Raw genomic sequence first — 18,161 nt, 5'->3', positions numbered from 1 at the left:
GCCTCAAGCACTCGGCACCGGACGTGTTGGGTATGAAGTTCCACGACGCGGCGAACTTCCTCTACGATCTGCGTCGGTTCGGTCCTCGCCCCGGGATCGAGTCGACCGATGATCTGCTCGCCGCACTGGACGACCCACACGATGACCTCACGTGCGTGCAGATCGCCGGCTCCAACGGCAAGGGGAGCACGGCGCGGATGACCGAGTCTATCCTGCGGGAGGCGGGACTCACCGTCGGGCTGTTTACTTCACCCCATCTCGATGATCTCCGCGAGCGCATTCGCGTCGACGGGCGCAAGATCCCGAAAGGAGCCGTCTGCGAGTTCGTCGACCACATCGAGGAGCACGTCCGTGACCGCGGTGCAGAGGGTATCTCGCCGACGTTTTTCGAGGCGACCACCGCGATGGCGCTCTGGCAGTTCGCGCGCGAGGAGGTCGACGTCGCCGTCCTGGAGGTCGGTATCGGCGGCAAGAAGGACGCCACGAGCGTGGTGGATCCGGTCGCCAGCGCCATCACCTCCGTCACTCTGGAACATACCGACGTCCTCGGCGACACGGTCGCGGAGATCGCCCGCGACAAAGCCCACGTCGCACCTGCAGAGGCCCCGCTGGTCGCGGCCGTGGAAGGGGATGCACTCGAAGCCGTCCGTTCGGTCGCGGGCGACGTCGTCACGGTCGGCGAGAACGGCGAGGTAGTGCCGACCTACGGCGGCCGGACGAATCACACCGAAGCCGCGGTCGGTATCGACGGGCCGGGCTGGTCGGTGGACACCCGGATCCCGACGCTGGGGGAGCATCAGGCCGAGAACGCGGCCATTGCGGTCACGCTTGCCCGTCAGGTCGCCGACAGCCTGACCGAGGACGCCCTCGCAACTGGTCTGCGCCGGTCCCACTGGCCCGGACGGTTCGAGGTCGTCGAGCAGGAGCCACTCACCGTGCTCGACGGCGCACACAACCCCGGCGCCTGTGAGCGGATCGCGGACGTCCTGGAGGAGTTCGAGTACGACGACCTTCACCTCGTCTTCGGTGCGATGCACGACAAGGACCACCGTGCGATGGCGGCGACGCTCCCGACCGCCGACCGCGTCGTGACATGTCAGCCGGATCTGGATCGGGCGGAGGACGAGGCCGTACTCGCGCGGGTGTTCGAGGCCAGCGGCGCGGACGACGTCGTCACCAACAACTCCGTCGAGGGAGCGCTCTCGCGGGCCCTCCGCGAAGCGGACGAGGACGATTGCGTGCTCGTCACTGGCTCGCTGCTTACCGTCGCAGAGGCCCGGACGCGCTGGACGCGCCTACAGATTCCCAAGCGCGTCGAGGAGCAGAGGACGCCAGAGCGGTGCTCTCGGACGCCCACGTCACCGATCCGGGTGTCTGGCGGATGCGTGGCAAAGGGGTCCACCGCGTGCTCAAAACGCGGGTGCAGAAACGCCAGGCACAGTATCTCAAAGAGGAGATGCTCAGTCTCGGCGGCGAGTGCGCGCTCTCGGGTCTGAACGATCAGGACGACGTCATCATCGACGTCGTGTTGATGGGGACGATGGCCCAGTTCAAACGCCTCGTCGACAAACTCGACGGCCAGCCCTACGGGCTCTCCGTGGTCGGCAGGGAGATCCGCGAGAGCCTCGGGATCCGGACCGCCGATCCCGACCTGGACTACCCGTGGGACTCGGGCACCGCGGTGATGGGCATTCTCAACATCACGCCCGATAGCTTCCACGACGGCGGCGAGTACAACGCCATCGAGGACGCTACCGAACGCGCCGAGCGGATGGTCGCAAACGGTGCCGCGATACTCGACGTCGGCGGCGAGAGCACCCGCCCTGGCGCCGAACCCGTCACCGTCGAGGAGGAGATAGACCGCGTTGTTCCCGTGATCGAGGCCATCACGGATCTCGACGCCATGATCTCTGTAGACACCCGCAAGGCCCCGGTCGCTCGTGCCGCCGTCGAGGCTGGCGCGGATATCATCAACGACGTCTCCGGGCTGGAAGACCCCGAGATGCGCTTTGTCGCCGCCGACCACGACGCCGCACTGGTCGTCATGCACAGCGTCGACGCGCCGGTCGATCCCAGCAACGAGATAGAGTACGACGACGTCGTCGAGGACGTGATCGACCAACTCTCCGAGCGCGTCCTGCTCGCCGAGAAGGCGGGCCTCGACCGCGAGCAGATCATCGTCGATCCCGGACTGGGCTTCGGCAAGACATCCGCCGAGAGCTTCGAGCTACTGGATCGCTGTGACGAACTCGCGGCGCTCGGCTGTCAGGTGCTGATCGGCCACTCGCACAAGTCGATGTTCGCGCTCTCGGGCCAGGACGCCGGCGAGCGGCTTCCTCGACTGTCGCCGGGACGACACTCGCGGCCGAGCGTGGGGCCGATATCGTCCGCGTCCACGACGTCGCCGAGAACGCCGCGGCAGTCAGCGTGGCGGAGACGGCGGATCGGCGGCCCGACGACGAGTAGCGATCTCACGGCTCTGATCGAAACTCTCGAAGCGATCCGCGACATTCCTCGAAGCAATACGCTACACTCTTCGAAGTTTCACCGCAAACCGACCGAACTACCGTCAGAGGACGCCGTACTGCTTTCAGAAGCTCTCGATACAGATCCAGATACTGTTCGAGCACTGCCCCGCGGTCGAAGCCTGCGAACTCCTCGTCGACCGTCTTCGAGTCCATCTCGCCGGCCTCGCGGATGGCGTCGGCGAGTTCGCTCTCCGATGTCGTCCGGAAGCCACGCTCGCGCCCTTCGACGAGTTCGTGAGCGCTGGAGTCGACGTGGTACTCGACGATGCCGACGCAGCCACAGGCCAGACCCCAGAGCATCTCGGTCGGGAAGCGACACTGGTGGGCGGTCTGGACGAAGACGTGGGCGCTCCTGTAGATGGAGACTCGCTCCTCGCGGGAGAGCGCGCCGGCGAAGGTGATCCGGTCGTCGATCCGCAGGTCGCGGACCTGCCGTTCGTACTCCGCGCGCCGGGGGCCGTCGCCGATTACGGTTGCCGACCAGTCGAACTCGCGTAACTCGGCGAGGGCGAGCAGGAGGCTCTCGAGATTCGCCCCCTCGTCGAGGTCGCGCGCGTAGACGATGTGGCGCTCGTCGGCCGGTTCGGTCTCGCGGATCAGGTCGAAGTCGACGCTGTTGGGGACGACCTGTGTCCGGTCGGCGTCCGCCCCGTTCTCGCGCAGCCGCGTCCGGACGAGTCTGGAGGGGACAGCGATCCGATCCGGTGCCGAGAGCGCCCGGCGCGAGAGAAAGCCGTCGCCGACCGCCGGATCGTACCAGTCACAGAGCAAGGGGGTCCGCGCCAGCGTCGCGCCGAAACTTGCAGACGCAACCGCAGGCGGGTACGTCGCTGCGGCGTGGACCACGTCGGGGTCACAGCCGTTGATCGCGAAGGGGAGCGTGAGGAGGAAGGATCGTTTCGAGTCGGTCGACCTGACGACGCCGTGGTAGGTGATCTCCTCGCTCTCGAAGGTGCCGATCCGTTTGTCCCACCACTGCGAGCAAAAGACGTGAACGTCGTGGCCCCGCTCGACCAGTGCTCTGGCGATCCGGTCGACACGTCGTTGCGGTGATGCGTCACGCTGGTGAACTGTCTCGAACGAAACCATCGCGACGCGCATACACGGGTCGGATGTGACCCCGGATTAAAAATCCCGCCTATTCCATGCAGGGACCGGCGGTGACGTTTTGCCGCTGCGCTCGCTGGTAGGGATATGTCCTACTCGATCGAGCGCTATCTGAACGTCCGCAGCGCGTATGGCAGTTCGTTCGGCCCCGACGGCGAACGGCTTGCCTTCCTGCTGAACACGACCGGCACCCCGCAGATCTGGACGCTCGACGGGTCGAACCGCTGGCCCGAACAGCGCACCTTCTACGACGAACGGGTCACCTTCGTCTCGTGGTCACCCGAACGCGACGAGGTGGCCTTCGGTATGGACGAGGGGGCAACGAGCGCCAGCAACTGTTCCTGCTGGATATGACCGACGGGACGATCAGGAACCTGACCACACTCTCCGATGCAGAGCACGATACTGGCTCGAAGCGTCGTCACGAGCCTCGCGCCGCCCGTGCGAAACACAGGTGGGGCGGCTGGTCCCACGACGGCGACCGCTTCGCCTTCGCGTCCAACCGCCGCGACGAGTCGGTGTTCGACGTCTACGTACAGGCTCGCGACGAACGCGGCGACGACGCCCAACTCGTCCACGAGGGCGACGGGTGGCTGTCGGTCGCCGGCTGGAGCCCCGACGACGACCGCCTGCTCGTCCACGAGTCACGGTCGAGTTTCGATCAGGGCCTCTACGTGCTGGATCTCGACAGCGAGACGCTCTCACACGTCACGCCACACGAGGGGGACGTCCGGTACCAGAGCGTCCAGTGGGGACCGGATGGCGAGGGGGTCTATCTGGTCACTGACGAGGGGAGTGATACGCTGTATCTCGCCCGTCTCGACCTGGCGAGCGAGGACCTCGACACCGTCCGCGAGGGCGGCGAGTGGAACGTCGGCGGCGTCGCTCTCGACGAGGAGACGGGACGGCTCGTCTACTCGCGAAACGTCGACGGCTACACGGATCTCACGGCCGGACGGCTCGTCGACGAGACGACGATCGAGGCGGTGCCGACTCCCGATTTCCCGGCCGGAACCGCTGGCGGCGTCTCCTTCGGGCCGGACGCCGAGCAGTATGCCCTCACCGTGAACGGTCGGTCGACGAACCCGAACGTCTACGTCGTCGAGTTCGAGACTGGCGCGGCCGAGCGCTGGACCGATGCGCCGACCGCGGGCATCCCCCGCGAGACGTTCCGGTCGCCCGAACTGGTGCGCTTCGAGAGCTTCGACGGGCGGGCGATCCCCGCGTTCTTCTCTCTGCCCGAGGATCCCGTCGAGAGTGAGACGCCCGTCATCGTCGATATCCACGGTGGTCCGGAGAGCCAGCGCCGCCCCGCTTTCAGCGGCGTCAAGCAGTACTTCCTCGACCGTGGGTACGCAGTCTTCGAGCCGAACGTCCGCGGATCGTCGGGCTACGGCCGCGAGTACACCCACCTCGACGACGTCGAAAAGCGGATGGATTCGGTGAGAGACGTCCGCGCCGGCGTCGAGTGGCTCCACGAGCACCCCGCGGTCGATCCCGACCGGATCGCCGTCAAGGGCGGTTCCTACGGGGGTTCATGACTCTCGCCAGCCTCACCCAGTATCCGGACCTCTGGGCGGCGGGCGTCGACGTCGTCGGCATCGCGAACTTCGTTTCGTTCCTGGAGAACACCGGCGACTGGCGGCGCGAACTCCGCGAGGCAGAGTACGGGTCGCTCACGGAGGACCGCCCGTTCCTCGAATCGATCAGCCCGATCAACAGTGCCGACGCCATCGCGGCCCCGCTGTTCGTGCTTCACGGCGAGAACGACCCCCGCGTGCCCGTCGGCGAGGCCGAACAGATCGTCGAGGAGGTGCGCGAACAGGGCGTTCCGGTCAGAAAGTTGCTCTTCGAGGACGAGGGCCACGGATTCAGCAAACTCGACAACCGAATCGAGGCCTACTCCGCGATTGCCGACTTCCTCGACGGGCACGTCTGAGCCGAGTCATCGAGTGCCACGACGGCCGCCCGTCGAGACGTTTACCCTGCTCCGGGCGGATGTCTACGCATGGACGCGGAACTGCGGGCCGGCATCGCCATCTACAACGCCGGCGAGTACCACGCCGCCCACGACGCCTGGGAGGACCGCTGGCTGGACCTGGGCGACGGCACGGACGACGAGCGCTTTCTGCACGGCCTGATCCAGTTTACCGCCGCGGTCTACCACGCCCGGAACCGAAACTGGGAGGGTGCGACGGGGCTCGCCGAGAGCGCGCTCGACTATCTCGATGGGCTTTCCGAGCCCTATCGTGGCGTGGCTCTCGACCCTGTCCGGGCATATCTCGGACCGCTCGCTACCGACCCGGAACTCATCGAGCGCCGGGAGCCGCCAGTCCTCACCCACGAGGACCGCGCGCTCGCGCTGGGTGACCTCGACGTCGACGCCGCCTTCGTGGCCGCCGAGGTGCTGGCCGAGGAGTCGGAGCACTACGACGAGGGGGTGCTCGAGGACGGGGTCGGCTACGCGCGCGAGGAACTCGGCGACGCGGAGACGACGTTCATAACACTCGTCGTCGATTTCGTCGGCGATCCGGAGAACAGGGGCATCATCTACCAGCGCCTGAGTGAGCACGTCGAGCGCCGCAAACACCGTGAACGGGACGTCGACGGACTGTTCGACTAGCTACTCGGTTTGTGCCTTCTTTTCGCCGTCGAACTCGGCGGAGTTGTCCCGTGGGTCGTAGCCCAGCACGTCCTTCGCGCGTTCGAGCGAGTAGTACTTGCGGTCGTTGTCGGAGATCCCATATACGATCTCGTAGTCGTAGTCGGCCTTGATACAGCGGTCGAAGAGGTGGGCACAGTCCCGGTAGGAGAGCCACATGGCCTGTCCGCGCTCGTAGTCGATCGGCGGGTGGCCTTTGGTGAGATTGCCGATCCGGACACAGGCGACGCTCAGGTCGTAGTGGTCGTGGTAGTACCGGCCGAGCGTCTCGCCGGCGGCCTTGCTGACGCCGTACAGGTTGCTCGGGCGGGGAGTTCGGAGCCATCGAGGCGGTACTCGTGGTTGTCACGATACATATCGGGCGTCCGGTCCTCCGTCTCGTACGCGCCGACAGCGTGGTTCGACGAGGCGAAGACGACTTTCTCGACGCCGGTCTGGGCCGCGATGTCGAACACCTTCTTCGTGCCGTCGATGTTGTTCTCCAGAACGCTGTTCCAGGGGCTTCCGGACGTGGATCGCCAGCGAGGTGGATGACCGCACGGACGTCCTTCATCGCGTTCCGGAGGGCGGCCTCGTTGGTGACGTCAGCGACGACGTACTCACCGGGTGTGTCGCCGGTCGGCGGCTCCTGGTCTAAGAGTCGCCAGTCGTACTCGTCGGCGATACCGCCGAGGATTGCGGAGCCGACCCGGCCACTTGCGCCGGTGAGCAGTACGGGTTCGTCCATTTACTCGTTCAGTGGACCAGGTGAGTCAAGTACCATACGGTTTGTGCCCGTGACGGACAACCGCTTTCCAAGGTGATTTACGCCGAGTCTCAAACGTTCGAGCATGGAGCCACAAGAGGGCGAACGCGCGTGTTTCGAGGCCGGTATCAAGTTCGGGACGCTGTATCATCAGTTCGCGGGGACGCCGGTGAGCCCCGCCAGCGCGTCGAGCCTCGAACGCGCCATGGAGGAGTCGATCGAGAACCAGCCCCATGCCGCCGAAGTGCGCGTCGATATCCTCGAAGACGAACTCGATGCGGCCATTGACCACGGCTACACGGAACTGACAGGCGAGTTCATGGAAGTCGAGATCACTATCGAGTACGAGGACAGCGAGGTGCTGACGAGAATGGAGATGGAAGACGGCTATCCGATGATGCGGGTCGAGGATATTCGCCGCGGAGAGTAGGGAGCCGCGTCGAGGATAGTCGCCGCGGCGAACTGGCTATCTGGACGCTGCCCGTCGGTTTTAGGCGTGGATGGTACCCTCTCCGACAGTGTATTTTATGCTGGCCCTCTTATGTTTCCGTATGAGTCTATCTGCGGTCAGATCCGTCGGCGACGCGATCGATCTCACGCGGGAACTCATGACGCCGTTTGCGCCCGGACGAATTCTCAAACTCTCGGTCGTCGTCTTCCTGCTCAGCGGCGGCGGGATCAGCCTCTCTGCGAACGTCCCGCCGATCCCGCCGTCAGTCGACCCGACCTACAGCGGCCCGACCCTCGAAGAGATCACGACGGGCGAGGCGTTTGCGGACGGGCCGGTCGCCGATGCGGATCCGGGAGCGATCCCCGAGGATCTACTGCTGGCAGTCGCGGCCGCTGCCGTCGTCTTCGCGCTGTTCGCGCTGGCGTTTGTCGCGCTCGCCTCTATCGCCGAGTTCGTCTTCGTCGAGTCGCTTCGGAGTGGTGACGTCACCGTCCGGACGTACGTGGCCCGACGCTGGAAGCAGGGTCTTTCACTGCTCGCGTTCCGACTTGTACTCGGCCTCGTTGCAACAGTTGCAGTCGCCGGTACGGCGCTGACCGTGCTGGAACTCGGCATCGCCGACTCGCTCGCCGACGCGGTGGGGTATGCCGCTTCAGTGGGCGCGTTCGTCGCACTCGCGACGACTGTCGTCAGCAGTCTGACTACCTACTTCGTCGTCCCGACGATGATACAGGAAGAGCGGGGCATCCGCTCCGGTTGGGCGCGGGTCTGGACTGCACTGCGTGCCCAACCTGCCGAGTTTCTGGTCTTCGTGGTCGTGCAGTACGTTCTCGGCCTCCTCCTCGCGGCGGCCGTCACGACCGTCCTTGCGTTCGCTGGTGGATTCGTTGCGCTCGCGCTCGCGGTGGTGTTCGGAACGGTCATCGTCGTCGGCGGACTCGGTGTCACCTCGGGCGCGGGACTGGTGCTCGTCGTCGTCGCCGCACTCATCGGCCTCGTACTGCTGGTAGGTGTCGCGGCCGTCCTGCAGGTCCCCGTCCAGAGCTATCTCCGATACTACGGCCTGCTCGTCCTCGGCGACGTCGAGGAGCGACTCGATCTGGTACCAGAGCAGCGCGAGCGGGCCCGAGAGAGGCAGTTCGGCGTCACGACGGGGAGCGAAGAAGCGTAGCCGGTCACGCCGAGTCGACAGACTCGCCAGATTGGCCGAAAAAACGGCCGAAATCCGGAATTTCACTTTCACTTTCGGGCGACTTTTTAACAGCGATCGGATAGAAGTATGTGTATGAGTCAGTCAACGCTCGACGACGACGAACTGTTCGGCGAGGCGGCATCGGAGATGCGAGACGACGTCGAATCATCGCTGGACGACGCGCGGGCCGAACTCCCCGACAGCGAAACGGTCTGGGAGACTCAGGGCGAGAACGTGCTCGGGGTACTCAACTCGCTGCGGTCGGCACTCGATATCGGCGAGGCGACTGATCACCTCCGCGATGCGAAAAAGTGGTTCACGATGGGCCAGCGCGCCGACGCGTTCGACGACGCCGACGATCTGGAGGAATCGATCGCGGAAGTCGAAGCGCTGATCGAGACCATCGAGGAAGCCAACGAACAGGTCGGCGATCTGACGGCGACGATTCCGGATCTCAAGAGTTCCCTCGAAGACGCGGCCGGCGATGACGATGCCGCAGACGAGGAGTAGCGCCGCGTCCGGATCGACGATCCGACATCTCGCGTCAGTCGAGCAGCGACTGTCGAACCTTACTTATGTTCCGGGCGCTCTACGTCTCGCGTCGCCACCGCGCTCAGTAGCTCTGCGAGCGCCTCTGCCGCCAGTTCGAGCAGTTCCTCCCCGCGCTCGGCGTCGCCATCACCCGGATCGCCGACGACGCCGTTCTCGGTGAACTCCGCGGAGTCGTACGCGAGGTTGACGCCGCTTTGCCACTCGCCCCAGCCGTCGCTGGCACCCTCTCGTGCCTCCTTGATCCGGTCCTCGGCGACGCTCTCGGGCCGGACGTGACGCAGGAGTGCGGTCTCCAGCGGCCCGCCGTGGCCCATCTCCGAACTGTGGTCGCCGACCGCCTCGAACCAGGTGAACGGGACGGCATAGGCATCGTCATGGCGCGTGATCCGCCCGGCGACCTCACGGAGGGCGTCGGTGTTTCCCCCGTGGCCGTTCACGATGACCACCCGATCCCAGCCGTGGTACGCGAGGCTGTCGATGGTCTCGCGGACGTACGAGCGGAAGGTGTCCTCGCTCACCCAGAGCGTTCCGGGAAACTGGCGGTGTTCCTCGGCGACGCCGACCGGAATCGGCGGCGCGACGACGACCTCCCCGTACTCCTCGGCTCCTGCCTCCGCGACCGCTTCGGCAGTGATCGCGTCGGTGCCAAGCGGTGCGTGTGGGCCGTGCTGTTCCGTACTTCCGACCGGTACGATGGCGACGTCGGCGTCGCTCGCGTCGGCATCCGTCCAGGTAGAATCGCTCAGGTGCACGTCCTGTGCGTTGCGGGCACGCCACTAAATAGGTAGTCGTCGGCGGGGTGCTCAGTCGTCGTCGGTCTCGGTCCGGGCCTGCCGCTTTGCCGCCCGGTCGATGAACTCCTGTGGGAGTTTGTCGATCTCGCCGGCCTGGACGCCCCAGAGGTGCGCATAGAGCCCGTCGTTACCGAGTAGCTCTTCGTGAGTACCTCGCTCGACGATCCGGCCGTCTTCGAGGACGAGGATCTTCTCGGCGTCCTTGATCGTCGAGAGCCGGTGGGCAATCGAGAATGTAGTGCGGTCCTCGGTGAGACGGTTCAGACTACGCTGGATTAGCATCTCCGTCTCGGTGTCGACGTCGCTGGTGGCCTCGTCGAGGATCAGGATCTCGGGATCCTTGAGGATGGCACGGGCAATCGAGAGCCGCTGGCGCTGGCCGCCGGAGAGTTTGACGCCCCGTTCGCCGACCTCGGTGTCGTAGCCCTCGGGGAGGTTCTGGATAAACTCGTGAGCCTCGGCCATCTTTGCGGCCTCGACCACGTCCTCGCGCTCGACGTCGAAGGTGCCGTAGCGGATGTTCTCCTCGACGGTGCCGTAAAACAGGAACGTATCCTGGCTGACGTATCCGATCGAGCGCCGCAGGCTGTTGAGCGTCACGTTTCGGAGGTTCTGGCCGTCGATCCGGATCGCTCCCTCGTCGACGTCGTACATCCGCAGCAGTAGCTTCAGGACGGTGGACTTCCCGGCGCCGGTCGGCCCGACGAGTGCGAGCGTCTCGCTGCCTTCGACCGTGAAGTCGACGTCCTCGATGATCGTCTCCTCGTCGTAGCCAAAGGAGATGTCGTCGTACTCGACGCGACCATCCGTGACGGTGAGTTCGGTCGCGTTCGGGTCCTCCTCGACCCGACTCGGCTCGTCCATCAGTCCGAAGATCCGGGCCGACGAGGCGCGAGCGCGCTGGTACATGTTGATGATCTGCCCGAACTGCGCCATCGGCCAGATGAACCGCTGGGTGTAGAGGATGAACACGACGAAGGTACCGGTTCGGAGTTCACCGGTAAACGGCCCCGGAGCCCCTGGAACACCCACAGACCGCCGACGATAAACGTGATGACGAAGCCGATACCGGCGATGACGCGCAGGCCGGGGAAGAACTTGATCCGCGTGGTGATGGCGTCCCAGTTGGCGTCGAAGTAGTCCATCGAGACGTCGTCGACCCGTTCGGACTCGTAGTCCTCGGTGGTGCTCGACTTGATAACCTGGATGCCGCCGAGGTTGTTCTCGAGTCTGGAGTTGACGTTTCCGACCGTCGAGCGGACCTCCGCGTACTTCGGCTGAATGATCTTGATAAAGAAGTACGTAAAGGCCATGATCAGCGGGACGGGAAGCATGGCAACCAGGGCTAACTGCCAGTTGTACGCAAAGAGCAGCAAGCCGATCCCAAAGACCATTACGACGAGTCTGAACAGCGAGTTCATCCCGTCGTTGAGGAACCGTTCGAGGCGATTGACGTCGTTCGAGAGGATCGACATCATCTCGCCGGTCTGTTTGTCGGCGAAGAAGTCCATGTTCAGCCGCTGCATCTTGTCGTAGGTGTCGGTCCGGACGTCGTGCTGGATGTTCTGGGCGAAGGAGTTGAACCCCCAGTTACGCGTCCAGTGGAAGACTGAACCCAGGATGAACGCGCCCCCGATGATTCCGATCGTTAGCCAGAACTGCCCTTCCGTCGTTCCGGGGACGACTGGCTCGATGAGGTTTCCACCGATCGGGAACGCCTCGGCGTAGCCCACCTCCTCGAAGAAGACGGCGTCAATAGCGACACCCAGCATGATCGGCGGCAGCAGATCGAGGATCCGTGCGAAGATGCTCGTAATGATGCCAACGATGGCCTGAAACCTGTACCGGCTACCGTAGGCACTGAACAACCGCCGCATCGGGTTCTCGATCTTGTCCCGTTGCTCTTCGAAGGGGTCGTCCTCGTCCCAGTCGACACCGCTCATTCACTCGGTTTAACAGACAACGGTCTAAAAGAGTTTGTTAGAACGGGAGATTAACCGGTTTCTCTAGATATCGCGTCGTTCGATCTCCGGGTCGATCCCCGCGGCGTCGAGGTCCATTCGGATCCGATCGCGAAGCGGCGTCGGTACTGTCTCCCGACCGACGGGCACTGCCGTCTCACCGTCTCCCTTCACCTTCCAGTAGAGCACGCAGTCGCTCGGTTCGTAGTACTCGATGCTGTAGTACTCGTCCGCGCCTTCGTAGTGAACGCGCGCCGCAAAGCCCTCCTGCCGCCAGCCGTCCTGCTCGGTGAGCGTGTTCAGCGTGTCGGCCATAGGCGTCATCTAGGAGACGCTGACTCTATGGGTTTTCGATCCATGCGTCAGTCGTGATACTCGATCTCGATCCGATCGCCGACCGAAACGTCGTTGTCGTCCATGTAGCCCCGTGGCACTTCGAGGACGTACTGTCCCGTCCCGCTGTAGCGCTGCTGCTCGCCGTCCTCGTCGGGGGCCGGCGCAGGCGCGCTGTGAATCGTCGTGATTTGGCCGTCGGCGTCGACGAAGACGATGTCGATGCCGAAGGACATGTTCCGCATGACGTAGGTGCGTTCGTCCTCGTCGTCGTGGACGAACAACATCCCTTCGCCATCGGCCAGCGAATCGTGCTCGCTCAGCCCAGTGTAGCGATCTGAGCGCGTGTCCGCGACCTCTGTGTCGACTACTGCGAGCGTCTCCCCGTCCTCGTCGACGACCTCAATAGTCGCATCGGAGTGTTCGCCGGACCATGGAAGCAGGCCCATCTGGCTGGCGAACAGACCGAGCCCCAGGACGCTCACTACGATGACAGTTAGCGAGAACGCGATCCGGAGACGACGGTCGATCATACGTGTTCTGTGGACCAGCAGAATGGTAAGCGTACCGACCGAGAAAGAAAGCGTTATTCCCGTGGGTCGTCTTCGCTCAGGTGCCGGGTTCGTGGTCTAGTTGGTTATGACGCGGCCTTTACAAGGCCGAGATCGGCGGTTCGAACCCGCCCGAACCCACTGAGTTTCTGTCGGCGCTCACTTCCGAGCGCCGCCTGCGCGATGCGGTCGTCGGGTTCGCAACCCAGAGGACGAGCGGAGCGAAGTCCTCGCGGTTCGAACCCGCCCGAACCCATCCTTGCTGTCGCGAACAACTCCGTGAGCGACAGCAGGATCACTGAGGGTTCGGACCCTGCCAGTCGCGCGGAGCGTAGTGAGCACATCTGGCTTCGGTTCGACCCCGCCCGAACCCATCCTCGCTGTCGCGAACAACTCCGTGAGCGACAGCAGAATCACTGAGGGTTCGGACCCATTCGTCACTACTCGTCGACGAGTGCTACCTGGAAACAGTCGGTCGCCCTTACTCCTCGACTTCCGGCGTCGCGAAACTGCCTCCACCGGCGACAATCGCGGCTGACGCGAGCAGTGCCGCGCCGAGCAGGACGAAGTCGTCACTCGGCGAGAGGCCCCCGATCGAGGCGGCGGCGTCGACGATGAATACGGTCACGAATACGCTCAGTATTGCGAACAGTAGCATCACGCTTGCGGCGATGAGACTGCTCAATAATGAACCGAAGGAGTCGAGTACACCTATTCCATCGTTTTACTGGCGCCCGTCTTATATGTCTGTGCTCTGGGAACTCGTCGCAGCCCTGCTGATCTATAGATGGCAGGCAGAGTACCACGGGTCACCTGACCCGTGGGTGAATGCCGTTAACTTGATCAGGCAAACCACGGTGAGTTGATGCGTGGTTTTAATGGGATATGTTGTGATGAATTATTTGTCAGATGAAAGAGCTTGTTGAAACGCTGTGCTTCCGCCTTCACATCGAGAGCGGCGAGCGCTGGCGTCTCAAACAAGCCCGATTCGACGCCCGACCCATCGCAAACCACACCTGGGCAATGCGACAACTCGGATACTCGAAGACCGAGATTGCCAAACAAGTCACGCCGACCGCGAATGATTTCGTGAAAAACAACGCCCAAGCCGTTGTGTGGAAAGCCTGCGACGCCTACAACAGTTACGAGTCCGCGTTGAAAAAATGGCACAATAGCGACAATCAAGACGACTTACCGAAACCACAACCACCCGCGACCGACTCTCTCGGAGCCTTCCCGCTCGTCATGAATCACGGCGAAGGCTACGAACTCACAGTTCGTGACAAAGATGACCGCGTCGGCTACCGCATCAGCACCCAACCATACAAAGAGAAAGTTCGTGGGGTTCTTCGCGGGAATAAACAGTCGCTCGACAGAGTCAAGCACGCGCTTGACTCGTCGAGCTCACTATCTGTGGGTCGAGCAGAGGTTGTGTATCGAGAGGGCGTGTACTACCTACACGTCCCGATACAACAACCAGTCGAACTAGATGCTGCGGACGATGCAGAGTCTGTCATCGCCATCGACATTAACGAACGCAACATCACCACAACCGTCCTCGACAGGGAGTCGCGTGAAACGCTCGCGCAACTCACCATTGATTACGGCCAAGTCAAGCAGAAACGGCAGCGATACTACGACATTAAACGTCGCTGCCAGGAACACGACAAACACAGCGTCGTCCACGAGATCGGGAACCACGTGGAGAACTTTACTGAGTGGACGCTTCACCGACTCAGCAAAGTCATCGAACACTACGTGCGATGGTTCCCGAACCCTGTTGTGGTGTTTGAATCGCTCGACGGTATTCGCAACGACATGGACTACGGCAGCTATATGAACCGCCGATTGCATAAACTGCCGTTTCACGAGTTTGAACGGCAAGTCACGTACAAAGCCCACCGTCACGGTGCGCCAGTCGAGCATGTCGAATCTGAGTATAACTCACAGCGCTGTGCGTGCTGCGGTGAACTTGGCTCTCGGAACGGTGGGCGATTCACGTGTCAGAATGATGTGTGTGCTCTTGAGCAGGATCATTCTGATCGGAACGCGTCGGTGAATGCTGCGGTGCGATGGATTGCGAAAACAGAGACCGGCGATGACAGTCACAGCAACGCGGATAACTACCGACCTCGCAAAACCCCGCCACAAGTGCGGGTGCGCCGGGTCGGGTCGGGACGCCACAACACCACAAATTGTGGTGGTGTGGATGTAAACCGTCCAACCTCATCCCACGAGATCGCCTCACAGGGAGTGCTTCACAGCTAAAGTTGAGGGAACTACAAAAGCCACGGGTCACCCGACCCGTGGTCGTTTACTCGTAGCAATCGTGGTACCAATAGGCAAATACGTTGACCTACTGATCGTCCATGTTTGGGCATATGGCCACTGTTCCGATAGACCGTCGGTCGTTTCTCGCAGGGTCCGTCGTTGTCTTGGCTGGCTGTCTCGGAGACGAGGACGATCAGTCGCCCGAGCAATCAGCTTCCTCATCATACGACGGATACATCAGCGTCTCCGATCAGGTGGGTGACGGATCGTCAGTGACGATCACGGCCGCCTCAGCGTCGGTCGATTACTATCTTGAACTACGACACGGCGAACAAGCGACGGTAAGCGACACGTTTGCGGCCGAGCAATCGGCTACGGACGTGGAGCTACCGATCGCTCCCGAACTCGACAACCACACGACGGTCAGGGTCAGCATCCTGCTCCGGACTGCTGCGGACGACGAGTCGGTGTTGCGCCGCGAGATCGAGTACACCGTCGATCGGCCGGTGGGCCGACTCTCGCTGACCGACCAGAGCGGTGCAGGAGACGTGTTCGTCGTCGACGAGGCGACTGCTGACGCCCGGTTCTATATGATCGTCGAATACGCCGGGGAGCGCTACGAGACGAGCGAGTTCGAGGCAGATCGGACAGTGGAAACCCTGCCAATAGACCTCGATCCGCCGGTCGGAGGGGACCAGGAGATCGCGGTGACGCTGTACACTGTCGACGAAGAGCGCGAACTGGCTACGGAGACGATCACATACGACTTCGAGCGAACGGCCTCGCTACGTGTCTCCGACCAGACCGGGGACGGACGTACGCTCGCTATCGAGAAGGCGACCGCAAACGTTCCCTTCGAGGTCGTCGCTCGATACCCCGGCGAAGTCGTCGAAACCGATACCTTTGCGGCCCGGTCTCTGGTCGAACCGAGGGTGGATCTCGATCCACGCCTCCTGGAGGAGGCGACCGTGGAAGTCAGCGTTCAGGCGTCCGAGGACGGGGCCGACCTGCGGACCGAGCGGGTGACGTTCACCCCCGAATCACCGGACGGTCCGGAGCTAACCGAGACAGCGGCGATCAGACTCGCCCAGGACCCGTTCCCGTTTATTGGCAAGCCGGACGTCTTCGAGGGATGGTTTGACGACGAGATAGACGTCGAGTCACATCCCGACGGCTACCGGGTTCGACTGGGCTATCTCGCGGCGCGGCAGCGAGCCGTGTTTTCCTCGGATGCAAGCCGGACCGAGCAGGCTATCGCGGAGTTCGCAATCAACGTCTTCGAGTCGCTGTTCACCAGCAACTATCAGATTCTCGATATCGAAATCGACGCCTGGCTCACCTTAGAGACTGACAGGTTCGACGACGACGACGAAGACGAAGACGAAGACGAAGACGATGACGATAACGACGATAACGACGACGATAACGACGAGGAGTTCGAGCGAGCGTCGGAGATACGGCTCGACCGATCCGCCGCCGGAGGGGTAGACTGGGACGACCTGCGTGAGGAGCCAGCCGAAAACTTGCCACCTGTCGCCGAAACGTACAGTTTCGACTACTTCGAGCGATCGTAGCGCAGTCCATGAGGTATGGTACCCCACCCGCCGTGTTTCTGAAATCCTTTTTCCTTCCATCGATAGAGATAATGGTACGCCACGAGGCGGGCCGCCTTAGCTCAGACTGGGAGAGCACTCGACTGAAGATCGAGCTGTCCCCCGTTCAAATCGGGGAGGCGGCATACCGATTCTATACGGATCCGATTCGAAGAGCGGCGGCCTCGACTGAAGATCGAGCTGTCCCCCTCCCCGCGAGCGGTACGAGGGGTGAGCGAAGCGAACGCCTCGGCGATGAGCGGTGAAACCGCGAATCGAGCGAGAGGGGGCTCGGAAGACGAGCGTAGCGATGTCTTCCGGTGGTTCAAATCGGGGAGGCGGCATTTCTCACCGCGAACAACGTGAAAAAGCGTCGCGACCGTGAGCAGCAAACTGTTTTTTAGCTGAATCGAACACGACGATCGCAGTCCGCACAGCGAACCGAGCAGGAACTGCACATCGTTGCGAATATTGGCGGCCTGTCGAAGAGGCCGCACACGTTGCTGCCAACCGGTTCGCAGAGAGTCCTCGACGAGCGGGCTGAAAAACGACGACGGTGGCGCGGTTGCCGGACAGCGGGGGACGCGCTCACAGAGTGACTCTCTGGTGAGCACTTACTCCGAATAGCCCTCTCGAAGGAACTCGCCTTCCGTCTCGTAGATGGACACCAGTTCCGCGATGAATTCCTCGTGCGATTCACCTTCCTGAAGGTGGCTGTCCAGTCGGTCCTTGAGTTCGTCGCTGATTTCGAGTGTGTATGTCATGGTAGGGAATCCTGACCTCCACATTTATTATAACGTACACATCACTAAAATAACCCGCCTATCACTCTTTGGTACAGTAATAACGACGCTCGGGATAGCCTTCTTCTGGGGCGTCTGACGAGCAGTTCATCCGGAACTGGCTCAAAATTCGACGGCGTCGCCTACGTCGATAGCCCCCGAGTCGACGACGTTCGCGTTCAGTCCGCCGCGATGGGTGAGCGCGTCGACAGCACCCTCGGCATCCGCGAGCGATTCCATGTATCCGCAGGGTTCACACAACCGCACGCCGACCATCGTCGCGTCGCCGACCGTGAACTCGCGGTCGACCAGATGGTTCAGCGGGACGTTTCGGGTGGCGATGTTCCGTCGGGTTTTCCGTGGTTCTAGCTTCATCCCTTCGTCTCGCCGTGCCGCCTCCAGCGCTTCCATCTCGATCAGCGTCACGTCCGTGGCCTCCGGAAGGTCCTCGCGGCGGTTGTAGAGCCCGCGTTCGTGAAAGTACCGGTCGCCACGCAGCCCTCTCCCGGCGACGGCCTCGACGGCGTCGACAACCTCCATCTGCTCGCCCGAATCCGGCGTGACGAAGATCCCCTCGACTGATCCTGTCGTCTCCATACCGGCCCCTCGACCGGATGCCGCATAAAAACACACATCTCTC

13 protein-coding genes, 2 tRNA genes and 4 pseudogenes are annotated in these 18,161 nt (G+C 62.8%); 10 read left to right on the top strand and 9 right to left on the bottom strand.

All coding sequences use genetic code 11. The features are described 5' to 3' along the window. The first annotated feature begins 32 nt into the window (after positions 1-32). Positions 33-2,466 (top strand): annotated as a pseudogene (folP, locus tag ACFQH2_RS16025) (dihydropteroate synthase). A gap of 5 nt (positions 2,467-2,471) precedes the next feature. On the opposite strand, the gene ACFQH2_RS16020 reads toward folP, so the two are convergent. After that, entirely contained in the window at positions 2,472-3,629 is a 1,158-nt protein-coding gene (locus tag ACFQH2_RS16020; protein ID WP_377076924.1) for a glycosyltransferase family 4 protein, read from the bottom strand. 93 nt (positions 3,630-3,722) lie between these two features. Between ACFQH2_RS16020 and ACFQH2_RS16015 the strand changes: the two are divergent. Together ACFQH2_RS16015 and ACFQH2_RS16010 are read left to right on the top strand one after the other, a co-directional pair. Next, positions 3,723-5,574: pseudogene (locus ACFQH2_RS16015) on the top strand (S9 family peptidase). A gap of 69 nt (positions 5,575-5,643) precedes the next feature. After that, complete coding sequence (locus ACFQH2_RS16010; RefSeq protein WP_377055315.1) at positions 5,644-6,258, top strand: DUF309 domain-containing protein; 615 nt, start codon at positions 5,644-5,646, stop codon at positions 6,256-6,258. Here the strand turns inward: ACFQH2_RS16010 and azf are convergent. Beyond that, positions 6,259-7,024: pseudogene (gene azf, locus ACFQH2_RS16005) on the bottom strand (NAD-dependent glucose-6-phosphate dehydrogenase Azf). It lies immediately after the preceding gene. 103 nt (positions 7,025-7,127) lie between these two features. Here azf and ACFQH2_RS16000 point away from each other — a divergent pair. From ACFQH2_RS16000 to ACFQH2_RS15990, 3 genes are all read left to right on the top strand, one after another. Next, the gene (locus ACFQH2_RS16000) at positions 7,128-7,472 is read left to right on the top strand and encodes a dihydroneopterin aldolase family protein (RefSeq protein ID WP_377055311.1); all 345 of its coding nucleotides are present in this window, start codon (positions 7,128-7,130) and stop codon (positions 7,470-7,472) included. A gap of 121 nt (positions 7,473-7,593) precedes the next feature. After that, complete coding sequence (locus ACFQH2_RS15995; protein WP_377055309.1) at positions 7,594-8,664, top strand: DUF7544 domain-containing protein; 1,071 nt, start codon at positions 7,594-7,596, stop codon at positions 8,662-8,664. A 114-nt stretch (positions 8,665-8,778) separates the two neighbouring features. Continuing rightward, on the top strand, positions 8,779-9,195 hold the full coding sequence (locus ACFQH2_RS15990; RefSeq protein WP_377055307.1) for a DUF5790 family protein: 417 nt from the start codon (positions 8,779-8,781) through the stop codon (positions 9,193-9,195). Between the two features lie 59 nt (positions 9,196-9,254). Here ACFQH2_RS15990 and ACFQH2_RS15985 read toward each other — a convergent pair whose 3' ends face one another. The 4 genes and pseudogenes from ACFQH2_RS15985 to ACFQH2_RS15970 form a co-directional block, all read right to left on the bottom strand. Then, complete coding sequence (locus ACFQH2_RS15985; RefSeq protein WP_377055305.1) at positions 9,255-9,989, bottom strand: creatininase family protein; 735 nt, start codon at positions 9,987-9,989, stop codon at positions 9,255-9,257. 51 nt (positions 9,990-10,040) lie between these two features. Further along, positions 10,041-11,974, bottom strand: a pseudogene (locus ACFQH2_RS15980) (ABC transporter ATP-binding protein). A gap of 63 nt (positions 11,975-12,037) precedes the next feature. Then, a complete protein-coding gene (locus ACFQH2_RS15975) occupies positions 12,038-12,307 on the bottom strand; it encodes a DUF7538 family protein (protein ID WP_377055301.1) in 270 nt (89 codons plus the stop codon). 47 nt (positions 12,308-12,354) lie between these two features. Next, on the bottom strand, positions 12,355-12,858 hold the full coding sequence (locus ACFQH2_RS15970) for a DUF192 domain-containing protein (RefSeq protein ID WP_377055299.1): 504 nt from the start codon (positions 12,856-12,858) through the stop codon (positions 12,355-12,357). Positions 12,859-12,943: 85 nt separating this feature from the next. Here ACFQH2_RS15970 and ACFQH2_RS15965 point away from each other — a divergent pair. Next, positions 12,944-13,017: transfer RNA gene (locus ACFQH2_RS15965), tRNA-Val, on the top strand. Positions 13,018-13,357: 340 nt separating this feature from the next. Here ACFQH2_RS15965 and ACFQH2_RS15960 read toward each other — a convergent pair. Next, positions 13,358-13,591 carry a hypothetical protein gene (locus ACFQH2_RS15960; RefSeq protein WP_377057112.1) on the bottom strand — a complete coding sequence of 78 codons (234 nt, stop codon included), beginning with the start codon at positions 13,589-13,591 and terminating at the stop codon, positions 13,358-13,360. A gap of 194 nt (positions 13,592-13,785) precedes the next feature. Here ACFQH2_RS15960 and ACFQH2_RS15955 point away from each other — a divergent pair, with 194 nt between their 5' ends. From ACFQH2_RS15955 to ACFQH2_RS15945, 3 genes are all read left to right on the top strand, one after another. Next, entirely contained in the window at positions 13,786-15,144 is a 1,359-nt protein-coding gene (locus ACFQH2_RS15955) for an RNA-guided endonuclease TnpB family protein (RefSeq protein ID WP_377055297.1), read from the top strand. A 113-nt stretch (positions 15,145-15,257) separates the two neighbouring features. Next, positions 15,258-16,721: a hypothetical protein gene (locus tag ACFQH2_RS15950; RefSeq protein WP_377055295.1), complete on the top strand. Its 1,464-nt coding sequence runs from the start codon at positions 15,258-15,260 to the stop codon at positions 16,719-16,721. Positions 16,722-16,811: 90 nt separating this feature from the next. Next, positions 16,812-16,885 (top strand) — tRNA-Phe (locus ACFQH2_RS15945). A gap of 468 nt (positions 16,886-17,353) precedes the next feature. Here the strand turns inward: ACFQH2_RS15945 and ACFQH2_RS15940 are convergent. Then, positions 17,354-17,503, bottom strand: coding sequence for a DUF7557 family protein (locus tag ACFQH2_RS15940; RefSeq protein WP_377055293.1), 150 nt, complete (start codon positions 17,501-17,503; stop codon positions 17,354-17,356). Between the two features lie 141 nt (positions 17,504-17,644). Beyond that, a complete protein-coding gene (locus ACFQH2_RS15935) occupies positions 17,645-18,118 on the bottom strand; it encodes an MOSC domain-containing protein (RefSeq protein ID WP_377055291.1) in 474 nt (157 codons plus the stop codon). Positions 18,119-18,161 lie beyond the last annotated feature (43 nt).

Source organism: Natronoarchaeum sp. GCM10025703, from assembly GCF_042661985.1.
GTDB lineage: Archaea > Halobacteriota > Halobacteria > Halobacteriales > Natronoarchaeaceae > Natranaeroarchaeum.
The sequence above is the reverse complement of the archived record's forward strand: the minus strand, read 5'-3'. Positions and strand labels throughout refer to the sequence as shown.

What these genes read in the sequence shown, in the direction of transcription:
- ACFQH2_RS15940 (WP_377055293.1), bottom strand. Translation starts at nt 17,503, where the DNA reads ATGACATACACACTCGAAATCAGCGACGAACTCAAGGACCGACTGGAC.
- ACFQH2_RS15970 (WP_377055299.1), bottom strand. Translation starts at nt 12,858, where the DNA reads ATGATCGACCGTCGTCTCCGGATCGCGTTCTCGCTAACTGTCATCGTA.
- ACFQH2_RS16020 (WP_377076924.1), bottom strand. Translation starts at nt 3,629, where the DNA reads ATGCGCGTCGCGATGGTTTCGTTCGAGACAGTTCACCAGCGTGACGCA.
- ACFQH2_RS15955 (WP_377055297.1), top strand. Translation starts at nt 13,786, where the DNA reads ATGAAAGAGCTTGTTGAAACGCTGTGCTTCCGCCTTCACATCGAGAGC.
- ACFQH2_RS16010 (WP_377055315.1), top strand. Translation starts at nt 5,644, where the DNA reads ATGGACGCGGAACTGCGGGCCGGCATCGCCATCTACAACGCCGGCGAG.
- ACFQH2_RS15950 (WP_377055295.1), top strand. Translation starts at nt 15,258, where the DNA reads ATGGCCACTGTTCCGATAGACCGTCGGTCGTTTCTCGCAGGGTCCGTC.
- ACFQH2_RS15990 (WP_377055307.1), top strand. Translation starts at nt 8,779, where the DNA reads ATGAGTCAGTCAACGCTCGACGACGACGAACTGTTCGGCGAGGCGGCA.
- ACFQH2_RS15995 (WP_377055309.1), top strand. Translation starts at nt 7,594, where the DNA reads ATGAGTCTATCTGCGGTCAGATCCGTCGGCGACGCGATCGATCTCACG.
- ACFQH2_RS16000 (WP_377055311.1), top strand. Translation starts at nt 7,128, where the DNA reads ATGGAGCCACAAGAGGGCGAACGCGCGTGTTTCGAGGCCGGTATCAAG.
- ACFQH2_RS15935 (WP_377055291.1), bottom strand. Translation starts at nt 18,118, where the DNA reads ATGGAGACGACAGGATCAGTCGAGGGGATCTTCGTCACGCCGGATTCG.
- ACFQH2_RS15975 (WP_377055301.1), bottom strand. Translation starts at nt 12,307, where the DNA reads ATGGCCGACACGCTGAACACGCTCACCGAGCAGGACGGCTGGCGGCAG.